This window comes from Coprococcus sp. HCN-4056, assembly GCF_037892645.1.
Taxonomy (GTDB): Bacteria; Bacillota; Clostridia; order Lachnospirales; family Lachnospiraceae; genus Coprococcus; species Coprococcus ammoniilyticus.
This window is the reverse complement of record NZ_JBBKBL010000001.1, coordinates 206629-222697: the sequence shown is the minus strand read 5'-3', so window position 1 is coordinate 222697 and position 16069 is coordinate 206629. Positions and strand designations below refer to the sequence as shown.

Sequence of the window (16069 nt, the reverse complement as noted above, 5' to 3'; positions counted from 1 at the left end):
TATAAAGGATACCGGCTGAATAAGATCAGCCGGTATTCATAAAGAAGGTAAAAAGTTACTAAAAATTGGAGGTGGGATATGCCAGTTAAAATATATTTGGGGTTATATAATGCTATCAACGGCATTGTATTTAAAACAGCAACAACAGAGGCAACAACGGAAGCACAGAATATTATTACCAAAAATGACAGATTAAGTAAATTTTTGGAATCATCCAATAATACGGCAGGTCTTTCCAGTTATATTATGGATATCCTGTATATAATGATCGTACTGGTCATTGCACTGGCATTTTTGACACTGATGGCTCATATATACAGATATATGAAACGAAGAAAAGATCCATATTACAAAAAGAATGATGATGATTTTCTGGATAACTAAAAAAAGAGGATAAGAAAATGCGTACAATTAATACAGATGAGATTATTCAGACTGTAAAAGAAATGTGTATTGAGGCAAATCTGAAGCTGTCAGAGGATATGGAACAGGCAGTCAGAAATGCTGCAGAAGAAGAGGACAGTGTACTTGGAAGACAGATTCTTTCGCAGTTATGTGAAAATTTGGATATAGCAGCAGAGGATCAGATACCGATCTGTCAGGATACAGGAATGGCGGTATTTTTCATTAATGTCGGACAGGATGTTCATGTAGAAGGCATGAATCTGACTGATGCAGTGAACGAAGGAGTCAGACAGGGATATACAGAAGGATATCTTCGTAAATCTGTTGTAAGAGATCCGCTGATCCGTGAAAATACAAAGGACAATACACCGGCAATCATACATTATGATATTGTACCGGGCGAAAATATAGAGATTACGATCGCACCAAAGGGATTCGGAAGCGAGAATATGAGCCGTGTGTTCATGTTAAAGCCTGCTGATGGAGAAGAAGGCGTAAAAGCAGCCGTTCTTCAGGCAGTCAAGGATGCAGGTCCCAATGCATGTCCTCCGATGTTTGTAGGTGTAGGTCTGGGCGGAGATTTTGAAATGGCTGCAAAGCTTGCAAAGAAAGCTCTTACCAGAAAAGCCGGAGAACATTCACCATATGAGCATATTGCAAGAATTGAGAGTGAGATTCTGGATGCCGTTAATCATACAGGAATCGGACCGGGTGGTCTGGGCGGTAAGACAACAGCACTTGCAGTTAATATCGAGACTTATGCAACACATATCGCAGGAATGCCTCTTGCAGTAAATATGTGCTGTCATGTCAACAGACATGTAACAAGGATTCTGTAATGGATCTCAAAGACTGTCATTAAGGTCAATACATGGCAGATATGAATTACAGAATTTATTTTATAGAAGAATAAAAAGAGAGAGATGAGAAAAATGGATAAGCATATTACAGCACCATTTGATAAAAAACAGGTAGAAGAACTTCATGCAGGAGATTATGTATATATATCAGGTGTGATCTACAGTGCCAGAGATGCTGCACATAAGAGAATGTATGATACATTGATCGAGAATGAAAATGATGCATCAAAGCTTCCAATCCAGTTGGATGGAAATGTGATCTATTATCTGGGACCAACACCTGCAAGAGAAGGTCAGGTCATTGGATCAGCAGGACCAACAACCAGCAGTCGTATGGACAAATACACACCACTCATTCTTTCAAAAGGTTTGAATGGAATGATCGGAAAAGGAAAGAGAAGTCAGGCAGTTATTGATGCCATCGTAGAAAATAAGGCAGTATATTTTGCTGCGGTAGGCGGTGCAGGTGCACTCCTTTCCAAATGTATCAAGAAATCAGAGGTCGTTGCATATGATGATCTGGGAACAGAAGCCATCCGTAAGATGACAGTTGAAAATCTGCCTGTTATTGTAGTAATTGACAGCAAAGGAAATAATCTGTACGAAACAGCGGTTGCAGATTATCTGAAACAGCAGGAATAATATAGAATAAGGCTGTTTTCGTTCTATTATATCAAAATTGATATATTAAAGAATTATAATAGGGATATTCACAGCTATACATAATTATGTGCATCAGGTTACAATAGCATTGTGATGTTCAAAGCCATTTAAATAGTAAATGTTTAAGAGAGATGCGCTGGGATGTTCCTGGCGCATTTTTTCCGTAAAAAAAGGAGAGTGATGGATATGGGTAAGAACAAAAAGAAAAAAGAAAGTTATTATGATGCAGACCAATCCGGCAGAAAATTTGGTAAATGGAATTTTATCATGCTGGCAGTAATCATCGTAATAGAAGCAGTATTATATTATGTATTAACGCCGACAATCAATCTTCACAGTGTTGAATTCTGGATATGGATGATCGTAACAGTTGTTGCACTTTTTATTTGTACATTGAATTTAAAGGCAGAACAGATGGATGATATGCCTGTATCACCAAAACTGACGAAGATATTTGGTATTGTGATCGGAATCATGATTCTGGCAGCACTTGTTGGATGGATCGGATCATCCAAATTATTTGCATCTTCCAAATATGCCGGACTGATACAGATCGAAGATGGTGATTTTGAGACTGATATCGTAGAAAGCAAAGAGATCAATGATATAGCACTGATGGATACAGATACCGCAGTTATTATCGGTGAACGTGCGATCGGTTCTTTATCTGATGTAGTCAGCCAGTACGAAGTAAGCAGTGACTACAGTACGATCGATTATAATGGAAGTCCGATGAAGGTAGCAGCTCTGGAATATGCCGGATTCATCAAATATATGAATAATAAAAAGAGCGGTATACCGGGATATGTACTCGTCGATCCGGTAAAGAATGAAGCAAAATATGTAAAGCTTGAAAAACCAATGATCTATTCACCTTCTGCATATTTTAATCAGAATTTGTACCGTCATGTGCAAATGGCATATCCGACGGCTATGTTTGAAGGCTTTTATCTGGAATTGGATGATAACGGAAATCCATATTATATCTGTCCGGTACTGACAGCAAATGCAGGTCTGTTCGGAGCAAAGGATGTAAAGGGCATCGTAATCTGTGATCCATGTACCGGTGATACTGAATATCATGCAGTCGGTGATGTACCAAAATGGGTAGACCGTGTCTATGACGGAGATCTTGCATGCAGAAAATATGACTGGTACGGAAAATTATCCGGTGGCTACTGGAACAGCGTATTTGGAAACAAGGGATGTAAAACGACAACAGATGATTATGGTTATAAGGTCATGAACGGAGATGTGTGGGTATACACCGGCGTAACTTCCGTAAATGGAGATGAATCCAATATCGGTTTTGTTATGATCAATCTTCGTACCGGAGAGAGTAAATATTATTCAATCGCAGGAGCGGAAGAGCATTCTGCCATGGCATCAGCAGAAGGTCAGGTACAGCACCTTGGATATAAAGCATCCTTCCCTTCATTAATAAATATTGGCGGTATTCCTACTTATATTATGGTATTAAAAGATAACGGTGGCCTTGTCAAAATGTATGCACTGGTTGATGTCGAGAAATACAACATCGTAGCAACCGGAAATACACAGAGAGAAACACTGGCATCTTATAATAAACTGCTGGCACAGAATGGATTAAAGACGGGCAAAGATCTGTCCGATGATCTTCCAAACAAGCAGATCACGGTCAAAGACATTCAGTTCATCCAGTTAGAGGATAGTACCTATGTGTATATTACAGATGAAAAACGAAATGTCTACAAGCAGGATTTTGCTGAAAATGAAAGTCTGATCCTCATTCAGCCGGGAGATTCTATCAAGGTATTCTATCAGGAAGGAGAGGATGCAATCAATCAGTTGATCTCGTACGACAAATAAATCATTTAGAAAAAATACTGTATAAAAAGGAAATGCTTTGAATGCGTACACTTATATAAAGTACATGCAAGGTGTATTTAAAATCTGTGTAAACGTGTACAAACTGCATAAATAAAATTGGCAGTATTCACTAATCACATCAAATTGACACGAGATCAAATATATCGTAAACTATTATTATAGGCTGATTCTTGGGCTGAATCAGTTGATGCAAAAGGTTTTAAACAAGAAAAAAGGAGAGTTCTATGGAAAAGAAGAGAGTATTCAGTAAATCACTAATTTTACTGGCAATTACAAGTATTATGCTGTTCGCGATGAGCATTACATCTATGGCAGCGACAAATGTTACAAACATCAGGCAGACAGAAGTAGGGCAGAATAGAGCCAAGATAGAATTTAATGGTGCTGATGGCGCAAAAGGATATTACATCTATTATTCATCAAATAATGGTGCTAAATGGACAAGAGTAGATGATGATATTTATCCAGATAGTTATAAACCAGAGTATACTTATACTGGCTTAAGTGTGGGATGTACATATAAAGTAAAAGCCGTGCCTGTATATGAAACATATGTAAGTGGCACTGGTTATGTTTATAATGCAAAAGAGAATTTGGCAGCTACAGGTGAAATTGTTACAGCACCGTCATCAGACGCACTGGGTACAGTTAAACAGATTGGTGCAACATATAATTCAGTAACAATAAAGTGGTCACCTTCTTATGGTACTACAAAATATGTTATATATCGTGATAATAATATGACAAATGGTGTAAAGGTAGCAGAAGTTAAGGGCTCACAGACTTCTGTAAAGATTAAAGCTAAAGCAGGAACACAAAGCACATATTATGTATATCCTGTAAGAGTATCTTCAACAGGATATGAAGCAATCTATAGTTATAATTATGAATCGATATCTGGTGTTAAAACTGCACCTAAGGCTCCTGTTAAAGTTGCAAGTTTAGCCTATAATAATATAAGTTGGGATAAATATAGCAGAACTAAAGTAACAGTTGGTTGGGATAGAAATGATAATAATAAGTTCTATGAACAGGGATATAGAATTGCTGTTTATTCAGTTGATGGTAAGAAAAAGCTGAAAACATATAATATTACCAATTCATATACAAGAAGCAAGACATTTAGCTTGAAGACAATAAAGAATAAAGGATTCAGAGTAAAGGTTTCAAGTTATGTTGTAGTAAATGGTAAGAAGTGTTACAGCAAATGGTCAAAAACTAAGGTTGTAATTCCTCAGGCAGAAGTTAAACTTACAAGAAAGTCAAAGACTTCTGTAAAATTATCATGGAAGAAAGTTTCAAATGCTACAGGCTATACTATCTATGCATGCAAGAATGCAGGTTCATTTACCAGCAATAAAAAATGGTATAAGGTTGCAAAAGTAGGAAAGAAAACAACATCATATACTGTTAAAAAGCTGAAAACCGGTAAGTATGCAGGATTTTATGTTATACCAACTGTAAAGATCGGTAAGAAGTCATATAAGGCAGATGCCACATGGTATATGAGTATGTACATGAGCAAGTATTATTAAAATTTTACTTTAATAATCATAAAAGTATTTAGTTGAAAAAACACTGGAGAAATCATAAGTTTTGATGGTTTTTCCAGTGTTTTTTATAATTTCAATCTTATAATCAGGGACTAGGATTCAAGACCAGAATGATATATAATAAAGACCATAAAAAAGACTAAAATGAAATAAATATTGACTATGTATCAGAAATTTGATATTTTTGTAATATAATTTTAACAAAAAGGAAATGATTGGCATGAAAAACAGAAACTTATCAATATTAAAGGCATTTATATTTGTTATGATGGCAGTATGTTTTTTTTCAAACGGAACATTGAAGGCATCTGCAGCAAGCGAAGTAAAGGGACTCACACAGACCCGGTCAGAAGAGGATTCGGTTACGGTGAGCTGGAAGAGCCTGAAAAATGCATATGGTTATGATGTGTTTATTTCATCAGGAAATGGAAAATATAAGCGCCTGACAAATAAAACATGTGATGTTGTAGGAAGTAAAAATACAAAGAAAAAAATTAGTAACCTTACGTCAAGCAGAACATATTATGTAGTTGTAAAGGCTGTTTATAAAAAAGAAAATGGAAAATATAAGATCGGACCTGCAGGAAAGAGATTAGAAGTAGTAACTTCGCCATCTAAGACAGCAAAATCTACGATCAAGCAGATCAAGGCGACTCCTCATTATATCAGATTTAAGTGGGATAAGGTGAGAGGTGCAAACCGTTATATTGTATATGTAAATGATAAGAAAAAAGCGGTTGTAAAGAAAAATGCGGTATCGATTCGTGTCAGAACCGGATCTGTTAATAATGTCCGTGTTGTACCTGTAAAGCGTTCCGGCTCCGGCTTTATGGCAAAGGGTGGAAATATCGAAGCATATGATTTCTATTCATCACCAAAAAGACCAAAGAGAGTGGCGGCATTCCGGTATAACAATTTATTGTGGCAGCCAACAGAAAGCAATACTGTAACAATTGGATGGACAAAAGCGGCTGGTGATAAGTATGATCCAACCGGATATCAGATGGAAGTATATTCACTGGAAGGAAGAAGATTGAATTTGTATTATTCTACAAAAACAAAGCTCAGTATCAACATTCCTTCCGTTGAAAATAAAGGCTTCAAGGTTCGTGTCAGAGCCTATGTCAAGATCAATGGCAAGAAGTATTTTGGTAAATGGACAGATATGCAGACTGTGATCCCACAGGCAAAGATCAGTATGAAGCGTACCGGAAGAAATTCTGTAGAGATCAACTGGGAAAGTGTAAAGAATGCAACAAAATATCATGTATATGCATGTAATGATATCAAGGCAGAAAAGCCGGAATGGTATGAGGTTGCAACGGTTGGTGCCGGAACAAATTCCTATGAATATAATAATTGTATTGAGGGAAAATATACAGCAATGTATGTTATTCCAGAGGTTCAGGTTGGCAGGAACACATATAAGGCATCCTATACATGGCATTTATATATGAATATCGAGTAAAAAAAACTTGACAAACAATATATCCTTTGTTATCATGTACTAGCGTCAAAATTTAATATCCCTGGTGGGAACATTTCATTTAGGCATTTTGCAGAAGTACTCAAGTGGCTGAAGAGGCGCCCCTGCTAAGGGTGTAGGCCGTTCGCGCGGCGCGAGGGTTCAAATCCCTCCTTCTGCGTATTTTATCTAAATGATAGAATTCGTAGGGAGATGGCATTGCAGGAGCCCTGCTGGATGGATTTTGACGAAGGATATTCCTCGATAGCTCAATGGTAGAGCACTCGGCTGTTAACCGAGGGGTTGTAGGTTCGAGCCCTACTCGGGGAGCTTAAAGCGAAAGCTTTAAAACTTAATAAATGGCGCGATAGCCAAGTGGTAAGGCCCCGGTCTGCAACACCGTCATCGCCGGTTCAAATCCGGCTCGCGCCTCTTGAAAAGAGATTGGAATGTTTCCAGTCTCTTTTTTGTTGTGCATTTACTTTTACAAAGTGGTTTGTTATAATAACTCTGGGAGTTTGTCCCATTTTCTGAAACTATTTTTGAGTAACAGAAAAGGGGCGTTCAGGAGACATATAAATGAAAGATTCCTTTGTGGAGGAGGGCTTTATGACGCAAAAGAGCAGGGAACAGAGAGTTCGTTACAAATTAGATGAATCAATGACACTGAACCAGGAAGAGATAAAGATATATAATGTGCCTTTTGCGGGAAATACAAATACCTGTAAAGAAACATTTGTAAAAGGTGAAAGAATACTGGAATACTGTATCGAAGGTGATCTGACGATGGAACAGTTGATCGGGAAGCCGATATTCCGGGATGAACTGGTAGAGTATTTGTACAGTATCAGCAGACAGATGGTGTCTATGGTACATAACGGTCTGAAATTGGGAAAGATCGTATTTGACCTGAAATATATGTATGTAAGATTGAATGATTTCAGTGTACAGTTGATATTTCTCCCATTTGATAATCCATCAGATATGACAGGTGTAGAAGAGTTTATCAGAAGTTTTCTGTCAGTGCTTGTCTATGCACATACACCGGCGATCGAATGTGCAAATCAGATCATAGAGTATCTGAATGGACACAAGGAATTCAATGCGATCCAGTTCAATCTGTTTATCCGGGAGTTACGGGCGCAGAGCCAGTTGCTGGTAAATACGGAGAAAACATCATCAAAGACCAAAGAGATTGCAGCAAATCATGCGAAGATGGAGATTAATATTCTTCGTGCCGAGGAAGCTGCCAGAAATGCCGAGATCGCAAGGCTCCACGCCGAGAGTGAGGCAAAACGGCTGGCAGAGTATGCAAAACAGCAGGCAAATGTTGCCAGATCTGCAGAGGAGATGCGGATGCTCGCTGAAGCTGCCAGAATACAGGCAGAGATTGACAAACAGGCCGCAGAAAAAGAATATAATAACAAATCACAGACCGCAGTTTTATATGCATGTAAGATGCGGGAAGCGGAGGATGAGAATTCTAAAAAAGAGATAAATACAGCCAGATTACTGGCAGAGGAACAGGCAAGTCAGGCGGAAGAAGAATTCCGGAGAGCTTCGGCAGAAGCAGAAAGACTGGCAGAAGAAGTTCGGTTGGCACGGGAAGAAGAGATGCGCGCAGAGGAAGCCAGAATGCGTGCAGAATATGAAGCCAGAAAGAACAATGAAGAAGCCAGAAAACTGGCGATGGAGGTTCGAAGAAGAAACGAAGAGATTGGCAGACTGTCCGAGGACAGACAAACCAGAAAGCCGGATGACAGCGAGGATGAGACAACAGTATTGTCGAAATCATTAAGTGATGGTCTGAAGCGTCCAATTCTTGTCAGAAAAAGAACCGGAGAGAAGATTTATATTAATAAGCAGGTATTCTGTATGGGTAAGGCAGACCAGGGTGTTGATTTCAAGATTACAGACAATAAATCTGTCAGCAGAAGACATGCTTATATTACAAATATAAATGGTGTTTATTATTTAAGGGATAATAATTCAACCAATCACACATACCTGAATGGGGAGATGCTTTACAGCAATATTGAGGTTGTGATCCCGGATAATAGTACGATACAGCTTTCAAATGAAGAATTTTTCTTCAAGATTAAATAAGGAGGAACTGTCATGTATTGTGATAATTGTGGTTGCGAACTTGGACCGGATATGAAGGTTTGTCCTGTTTGCGGGAAAAAAGTTGAGGATATGGCAGCTGACAATGGTAACAGTGTCAGAATGGAGGATGTAGCTTCCCAGGTAGCAGATGTATCAAAAAATGAGGATATAGGAAAGGAATTGCCGGACATCAGCAAAGAGGCAAATGCTGCTGTTGTTGATACAGATGAAATGGAAGAAGAAGGGACGACTGTATTAAAGGCAGTTGATCTGGATAAGAAGGTTGAAGAAAATGAGGATGAAGAAGGTACAACGGTTCTGTCAGCCGATATGCTGAAGAATCAGGGAATGCCAATGCCGAATCCGAACGGAATGCCGATGCCGGGACCAAACGGCCGCCCAATGCCGGGACCAAATGGCCGTCCGATGCCGGGACCAAATGGGATGGTTCCGCCATTCCAGCCAAGACCAATGCAGGGTCAGCCGGGTGCAGCACCACAGAATGGGATCCCGCCATTTCAGCCAAGACCAATCCCTGGCCAGCCAGGTGCTATGGGTGGTATGCCTGTAAACGAAAAGGATGAGAAAAAGAAAAATAAAAAGTCAAAAAAGGAAAAGGCTCCGAAACAGCCGAAAGCTCCAAAGGCTTCAAAAGAACCAAAGACACCAAAGCAGCCAAAAGAGAAAAAAGGCAAGGGTGGAAAAGTAGCACTGATCATTATTCTGATCGTAGTTGTTCTTGCTCTTGGCGGTGGAGCTGCTTATGTTGTTCCAAAGTATCTGAATTATAACAAGGCAGAAGAGGCTTATAAGGATGGACGGATCGATGATGCAGTTGAACTGTATAAGAAAGCCGGCTGGATGAAGGATGCAGAGACTAAGGTAAATGGCGGCGTATATTATGAGTATGCAGCAAGTCTTGCAGAAGAAGGCAATTATATTGATGCGGCGGCATCTTATGAGAAAGTAATTGCATTGGAAACAGTTGCAGATGAATATAAGGATGCCGCAGATAAGGCAAAAGAGTGTTATTTCAATCAGGCAGAGAAGCTCTACGGTGAGAAGAAATATACAGAAGCTGCTGAGTATTATACAAAGGCAGGAGATTATACCGGAGCGGCAGAAAAAGTAAAAGAGTGTTCTTACATGAATGGTGAGACACTTGCAGAGCAGAAGAAATATGATGAGGCAGTCAAGGCATACGAGACAGCCGGAGATTATAAGGATGCCGCAGATAAGATCAAGGAATGTTACTACAATAATGCATCTGACAAAATGGAAGCTAAAGAGTATGCGGCAGCAAAAGAGCTGTTCCTGAAATCAGAATATTCCGATTATTCCGATAAGGCAAATGAGTGTCTGATCAAGCAGGCAGAGGCATATCTGGCAGATAAGAAGTTTGAGGATGCGATCAAGACTTACGGTGAGGTGGATTCCAAGTATAAAGATTGCACAAAGAAGATTGACAGTGCTTATACAAAATGGGGAAGCTCTCTTTACAAGAGCAAGGATTACAAGGGTGCTGTTGAGAAATACGAGCAGGTTACAAAGAAAGATGTAACGGATAAGATCAACAAGGCAAAAGCAGCTTATGTAAAGGATCATAAGGATCGCAGTGATGAGACAACGATGAGTTATCTCTGTGATCTTCGTTATGCAGATTATGGTTCGGCAGAAGATGATTATACAAAGTTGATCGGATGGACAGTAGAATCATTTGTAAATGATAAACTGGATGATTACAAAAATAAGAAGACATCTGCGGATTCCAGCAAGACGATCTATGTACATACTATGTATCTGAATGAAAATGATGCATCTATGAGTCTGAAAGGGTATGTAATATATTCAGATGGTACAAAGAGCAATGACATTACATTTGGAGAGGTAAAGGATCGTTATACAACATGGATGAGCATTGATCCGTCATCTGCGATCAAGGGAGAAGCAACCTTATATGTATATGATGATACCGATAAGCTGGTTGAGAAATTTACATTTACTATTAAATAAAAAATTCGTTAAAGTGAGAAAGGGGTAACCATGGTTTCAAACGGACAGGATATGAGTGTTCGGGGAAAAGTGGAACAGAACGGACAGATAGAGAAAAAAGGATATACCTATACCCCAGGAGTAGAGATCAAGATCGTAGTTGCAGTTGTATTCCTTATGGCATTTGGACTTATTATGATCTTCAGTGCGTCCAGTTATACATCGTCGATCAGCAGAGTCACGAATTACGATTCGGCATATTACTTTAAAAAGCAGTTGAAGGTAATGGCACTTGGAGTTATTATTGCTGCATTCCTTAACTGGGTTCCGTATAAGCTGATCAAGAAATGTGGAATCCTGGCGTATGTTATATCTCTGGTTTTGATCGTTATGTTAAAGACACCACTTGGTATTAATTCCGGTGGTGCGACCAGATGGCTGAATCTGGGATTTATGCAGCTTCAGGTTGCGGATGCAACAAAGGTCTGTATGATCGTTTTTATGGGCTGGTATGTGAACCGTTTCTGGAAGGAATTTGATAAATTCAGATATACCTTGATCTTATGGCTGTTAGTTGCACTTCAGGCAGGACTGATATTGAAGATATCATCCAACTTGAGCAGTTGCCTGATCCTTATGCTCATGGTATTTATTCTGACATTTATTGTTGGAAAACATCCAAAAATGCATCTGATCATTGCAGCGGTTGGTATTGTAATGATTGTTATCTTTATCATGTGGTTAAAGGCGAATATGCCGCTTGACAGTGAGATGGACAAATACCCATATCAGATTCGGAGATTCTTCGGATGGCTGGATCCGGAACGGTATGCAGGTACGCTTGGCTATCAGCCATTACAGTCTCTGTATGCGATCGGAAGCGGCGGATTGCTTGGCAAGGGACTTGGAAATGGTACACAGAAGCTGAGCAACATTCCGGAAGCACAGAATGATATGATCTTTGCTATCATCTGTGAGGAGCTTGGACTGATCGGTGTTATTATTATGTTTTTGATGTTTGGATATCTTTTGTATCAGATGGTTATTGTTGTGAAAGAGTCCAGAAATATATATGCAAGTGTGGTTGTGATCGGGGTGATCTTACATATCATTTTCCAGATTATAGTCAATGTCTGTGTGGCTGTGAATTTCTTTCCGAATACAGGTGTATCGCTGCCATTTATCAGTGCAGGTGGTTCTGCCATCATATGTACATTAATGGAGATTGGACTTGTGATCGGAATACGGAGACAGCAGGTGAATCGAAAATATTCAAGAATATCTTAGATGAGGAGAGAACAATGAAAAAGATACTTAGAGGTTTACTGGCGGTGATGGCATTTGCCGTATGTATGGCAGGAGCAATATCAATACCATCCAGAGCGGAAGAGGCTTATACATCTGAAAATGAGGCAGAGGCTACGGATGCAGAATTACAGACAACAGCCGGTGCAGAACTGGCAACAGTGAAAAACGGCTGGGTAAATGTAAAAGGCGGACGGAAGTATTACGAGAATGGAAAGGCAGTAAAGGGCTGGAAGGTTCTTTCCGGAAAGACCTATTATTTCAGTAAGAAAAATGGTCAGGCAGTTACCGGTAAAAAGAAGATCGGTGATGCCAGATATTTCTTTGATAAGTATGGCAGAATGCAGAAGAAGGTCTGGAAAGTAGTCAATGGTAAGAAATTCTTCTTTGGCTATAACGGACAGGCAAAAACGGGCTTCTGTACGATTAATGGCAACCGGTATTACTTTAATGATAAGGGTGAGCTGCAGAAGAGCAAATTTTTCAAGGTAAATGGAAAGACTTTTTTTGTTGGATATAAGGGACATACGTTTTCCGGCCTGAAGAAGGTAAAGGGAACTTATTATTACTTCAGCAAAAAGGGCAGAATGGCAGTTAAGACCTGGAAAACGATCAACGGCAAAAAGTTCTACTTTGGCTATGATGGAAAGGCAAAGACAGGTTTCTGTACGATTGACGGACATCGTTATTTCTTTAATAAGAATGGCGTACTTCAGAAAAGCAAGTTCTTTACAGTAAATGGAAATATTTATTTTGTTGGATATAAGGGATATACATTCTCCGGTCTGAAAAAGGTAAAGGGAACGTATTATTATTTTACAAAATATGGAAGAATGATCCAGAATGAATGGCGCACGATCAATGGCAAGAAGTTTTATTTTGGCAGTAACGGAAAGGCAACAACCGGACTTGCAACTGTCGATGGACATACCTGTTATTTCAATAAGAATGGTGTGCTCTACAGAAATCAGTTCATAACATATAATGGAAAGCTTTATTATATGGAGGATACTGGATATGCGGCAACCGGACTGAAACAGATCAATGGCAAGTATTATTATTTTGAATCTGATGGTGCGGCTGTGAAGGAAGCATGGAAGACCGTTGACAAGAATAAGTATTATTTTGATAAGAATGGAACGGCATATACAGGTCCACATACGATCAGCGGTAAGATCTATATTTTCCGGACAGATGGAAAACTTGCAAATGCGACAGGGCTTGTCACTATAGATGGAAATACATACTATTGCGATAATAACGGACATCCGCAGACAGGTTATAAGAAGATCAAGGATGCCTATTATTATTTCGGTACGGATGGTGTGATGTACCGCAAGAAATGGGCATATGTGGATGGTTATAAGTTCTATTTCTGCTCAAACGGAAAACGTGCGGTAGAAGTGGATGATGTTATTGGCAAGCAGGATTCTTATGAGATCATTGTAAATAAGTATTCAAATGTTGTTACGGTATATGCGAAGGATGGAGATAAGGGTTATATCATTCCGGTCCGTTCCTTTATTTGTTCTACAGGTCAGAGCACACCGCTTGGAACCTTCCATACACAGAGTCACTACAGATGGCATGAACTGATGGGACCTTGCTGGGGACAGTGGTGTACCGGTATCTATGAAGGATATTTGTTCCATTCCGTATATTATAATGATGTAAATAATAATAACGCACTCAGTGTATATGCATATAACAAGCTGGGGACAACCTGCTCTCACGGATGTGTCCGACTGACCGCCGGAGATGCAAAATGGTTATATGATAATTGTGAGGTCGGAACAAAGGTTACGATCATAAATAAAAAGGGCAGTGATCCATTTCCAAAGCCAACTGCATATAAGCTGCCATCCTGGCACACATGGGATCCAACCGATCCAAATATGCAGTATAAGTGCAAGCAGAATGGCTGCCATTAGGAGGAAATAACGTGCAGAAGTTCAGAAAATGGATTTATAGTCTGTGCATTTTAACAGGATTACTTGCGGTCTGTACTGCTTGTGGAAAAGCCGACAGTCAGCCAAAAGAAGAGACAACAGAGGTTGTAACTGACGGCCCGGTCAGTGGTCCGGAGGATTTTAAGCGGCTTGGCATGATCATTGATGTTGCTTCTTCAAATATGGTTAAGGATGTTTCATACGAGATCAAAAATAAAGAGATCGCCTGTATAAAATTTGTTTATAACGGAATTGATTGTCAGTTCCTTGCGTCTGCGGTATACAGTGATTTTGATCTGGCAGGGGTAACGAATACCGGTACCGGAGATATGCTGGTATCAGGGGTTCAGGGATACAATGCAACGTATTATAAGCTGAATCCAGGCAGGGTTGTTTTCTGGAGTGATACGAATATTCATTATTGTCTGTACATCTATGTAACAGCAGAGGATTCAGTTGTAGACAGTATCCTTCCGTTGCTTTCATTTGAGGATCATTATGATGAGAGAGAAGATGTAATTGAGCATGCAGAGGCGGAAAGTAAAGCATTTGCACAACAGATCATAACGGTGTTCCAGAATAAGGATGTCAATGGCTTGTCTGAGATCCTGAACTATCCGCAGGAACTTGGAAGCGGAGAGTCCATTGCAAATATAGATGAGCTGATGGCGATCCCGGCTGATCAGATCTTCACAGATAAGCTGTTGGAGGCAGTGGGAACTGATGCAATCGATAACCTGCGGAAGAGCAGGGATGGTGATGCATGGCTGATCGGTTCAGCAAGTAAGAATATTTATTTTCGCATGACATCGGATGGGGTTTATAAGATCGTAAAGATCAATAATTAGCCTGCAAATATATGATATTACATCCCGGTTGGAGATGTTGCCCGGAAGCTGAAAAGGAATCCGGATAACGTTCTGACCGGGATGTATTTTTATGTAGAAAGCTGTAAAAAGAATGCTCACGATAAGAATTGTAGAGAGGGGAAGATAAATGTAGAATTATTTTGTGAAGTGGACAGGCCTTCTGGGAGGTTCACAAAAAATATCAGGAGGGTGCTATTCAAATGGGAAATAAATATCTGATAAAAGAGGCGGCAAAAATGGTGGATGTTGAACCACATGTGCTTCGCTACTGGGAAGAAGAACTGGATATGAGGATCAAGCGAAATGATATGGGACATCGGTACTATGATGAGCAGGATATCAGAATTTTGAAGAAGATAAAGGAGCTGAAGGATCGGGGGATCCAGTTAAAGGCGATCCATGAACTGGTGCAGAAAATGTATGATATTCTGGAAAATGGAGTTCCGGTTGAAACGGCATCGAAGGAGGTTGAAACAGATTTCACCTCGGAACTGGTCAATACAGTTACCCAGATCACGGAGGAGCCGGGTGAGGATCAGGAGCGGATTGTTGATTTTAAGCTGGTACAGTTCCAATCGATGATGACGAAGATTGTGGGAAATTCGATAAAGGAGAATATCAAGCCGATCAGTCAGGCAGTAACTGCGGAAGCAACAGAGCAGATCGCAAAGCAGATGGATGTTATTATGAAGGAACAGGATGAGCGGGCAGAGGAACGGTATCAGAGACTGGATACCGTGATCCGGGAAATGCAGCAGACCAGACGGGAGATCGCGGCAGCAGAAGCCGGAGGAAAAAAGAAAAAACGATTATTTGGTAAGAAGAATAAATAAGAACATATGCCAGCTTCATCTATCTGCTAGTCTTTCTTTATAAAAACTTCATATAAGAGAAATTGAATCCGTGATATAATGAGCGTATGCCGAGCAATGCCAGATCATAAAAATAAACCAGGTTGTGCTTGCACAAGACCTGATTTATTTTTATGATCTGATAGTGCGAAGCACGGACATCGAGTAATCTGAAAGATTAC

At 39.7% G+C, this 16069-nt stretch carries 12 protein-coding genes and 3 tRNA genes; all 15 read left to right on the top strand.

All coding sequences use genetic code 11. From position 1 onward, the window contains the following. Nucleotides 1–78: 78 nt before the first annotated feature. The 15 genes from WKT03_RS00965 (at nt 79) to WKT03_RS00895 (ending at nt 15869) form a co-directional block, all read left to right on the top strand. Nucleotides 79–384, top strand: a complete 306-nt coding sequence (locus WKT03_RS00965; RefSeq protein WP_118615750.1) for a hypothetical protein — start codon at nt 79–81, stop codon at nt 382–384. 17 nt (nt 385–401) lie between these two features. Beyond that, nucleotides 402–1244: a fumarate hydratase gene (locus WKT03_RS00960; RefSeq protein WP_021944259.1), complete on the top strand. Its 843-nt coding sequence runs from the start codon at nt 402–404 to the stop codon at nt 1242–1244. Between the two features lie 93 nt (nt 1245–1337). Continuing rightward, nucleotides 1338–1907: a Fe-S-containing hydro-lyase gene (locus WKT03_RS00955; protein ID WP_021944258.1), complete on the top strand. Its 570-nt coding sequence runs from the start codon at nt 1338–1340 to the stop codon at nt 1905–1907. A gap of 207 nt (nt 1908–2114) precedes the next feature. After that, nucleotides 2115–3776: a hypothetical protein gene (locus tag WKT03_RS00950; RefSeq protein WP_340390784.1), complete on the top strand. Its 1662-nt coding sequence runs from the start codon at nt 2115–2117 to the stop codon at nt 3774–3776. 245 nt (nt 3777–4021) lie between these two features. After that, nucleotides 4022–5332 (top strand): fibronectin type III domain-containing protein, encoded by a 1311-nt coding sequence (locus WKT03_RS00945; protein WP_340390783.1) that lies wholly within the window; start codon nt 4022–4024, stop codon nt 5330–5332. Nucleotides 5333–5570: 238 nt separating this feature from the next. Beyond that, nucleotides 5571–6818, top strand: coding sequence for a fibronectin type III domain-containing protein (locus WKT03_RS00940; RefSeq protein WP_340390782.1), 1248 nt, complete (start codon nt 5571–5573; stop codon nt 6816–6818). A gap of 90 nt (nt 6819–6908) precedes the next feature. After that, nucleotides 6909–6996, top strand: a tRNA-Ser gene (locus WKT03_RS00935). A 77-nt stretch (nt 6997–7073) separates the two neighbouring features. Beyond that, nucleotides 7074–7145: transfer RNA gene (locus tag WKT03_RS00930), tRNA-Asn, on the top strand. Between the two features lie 31 nt (nt 7146–7176). Beyond that, nucleotides 7177–7247: transfer RNA gene (locus WKT03_RS00925), tRNA-Cys, on the top strand. Between the two features lie 147 nt (nt 7248–7394). Continuing rightward, nucleotides 7395–8921, top strand: a complete 1527-nt coding sequence (locus WKT03_RS00920; RefSeq protein WP_021944254.1) for an FHA domain-containing protein — start codon at nt 7395–7397, stop codon at nt 8919–8921. Nucleotides 8922–8933: 12 nt separating this feature from the next. Beyond that, a complete protein-coding gene (locus tag WKT03_RS00915) occupies nt 8934–10934 on the top strand; it encodes a tetratricopeptide repeat protein (protein WP_181985677.1) in 2001 nt (666 codons plus the stop codon). A gap of 30 nt (nt 10935–10964) precedes the next feature. After that, nucleotides 10965–12200, top strand: a complete 1236-nt coding sequence (locus tag WKT03_RS00910) for an FtsW/RodA/SpoVE family cell cycle protein (protein WP_021944252.1) — start codon at nt 10965–10967, stop codon at nt 12198–12200. Between the two features lie 14 nt (nt 12201–12214). Continuing rightward, nucleotides 12215–14149 carry a L,D-transpeptidase family protein gene (locus WKT03_RS00905; protein ID WP_340390781.1) on the top strand — a complete coding sequence of 645 codons (1935 nt, stop codon included), beginning with the start codon at nt 12215–12217 and terminating at the stop codon, nt 14147–14149. Nucleotides 14150–14160: 11 nt separating this feature from the next. Next, complete coding sequence (locus tag WKT03_RS00900; protein ID WP_117807980.1) at nt 14161–15015, top strand: hypothetical protein; 855 nt, start codon at nt 14161–14163, stop codon at nt 15013–15015. A 221-nt stretch (nt 15016–15236) separates the two neighbouring features. Beyond that, nucleotides 15237–15869 (top strand): helix-turn-helix domain-containing protein, encoded by a 633-nt coding sequence (locus tag WKT03_RS00895; protein WP_021944249.1) that lies wholly within the window; start codon nt 15237–15239, stop codon nt 15867–15869. Nucleotides 15870–16069 lie beyond the last annotated feature (200 nt).